Source organism: Pseudomonas sp. K5002 (genome assembly GCF_013386655.1).
Classification (GTDB): Bacteria; Pseudomonadota; Gammaproteobacteria; order Pseudomonadales; family Pseudomonadaceae; genus Aquipseudomonas.
The window spans coordinates 1-850 of record NZ_JACARK010001624.1; the positions used below are offsets into that span (position 1 = coordinate 1).

1 protein-coding gene is annotated in these 850 nt (G+C 66.7%); it reads left to right on the plus strand.

Features of this window, described 5'->3' with window-relative positions:
* Positions 1 to 850 (plus strand): ABC transporter permease (locus HX846_RS38340; protein WP_372242080.1); only part of this gene is annotated, 850 nt, incomplete at both ends.

An 850-nucleotide genomic window follows, 5' to 3' on the forward strand; every position in this document is an offset into this window, starting at 1 on the left:
ATGCCCGCGCCGGCGAACTGCGTGTGCTGTTCTTCGCCCTGCTGGTGGCCGTGGCCGCCAGCACCGCCATCGGTTACTTCGGTGCCCGCCTGAACGGCGCGATGATGTTGCGCGCCACCGAGTTCCTGGCGGCCGACCTGGTGCTGGAAGGCAGTTCACCCGCCCGCACCGAGCAAATCCAGAGTGGCACCGAGCTGGGCCTGCAGCACGCCAGGGTGGTGGAATTCTCCAGCGTGATTGCCACTGACGCCGGCATCCAGCTGTCCAGCATCAAGGCGGTCAACGAGGCGTATCCGTTGCGCGGCGAGCTGAAGAGCGCCGCCGAACCCTTCGCCGAAGAAACTGCCGGAGGTGGCCCCAAACCCGGTGAAGCCTGGGTGGAAGCACGGCTGTTGACGGCACTGAACCTGAAAATCGGCGACAGCATCGACGTCGGCATGAAGACCCTGCGCCTTTCCCGCGTGCTGACCTATGAGCCGGATCGCGCCGGCAACTTCTATAGCCTGACGCCCAGGGTGATGATCAACCTGGCCGACCTTGACGCCACCGGCGTGGTGCAGCCCGGCAGTCGCGTGAGTTATCGCGACCTGTGGCGAGCGCCACAAGGCGGCACCGTGCTGCAAACCTATCGCGACCTGGTCAAGCCCGGCCTGGCTGCCAACCAGCGGCTGCAGGATGCGCGCGACGGCAACCAGCAGATCGGCGGCGCGCTGGGCAAGGCCGAACGTTACTTGAACATGGCCAGCCTGGTGGCGGTGCTGCTCTCCGGCGTGGCCGTGGCGCTCTCGGCCAATCGCTTCGCCAGCCGACGCTTTGATGCCAGCGCCCTGCTGCGCTGCCTCGGGTTGTC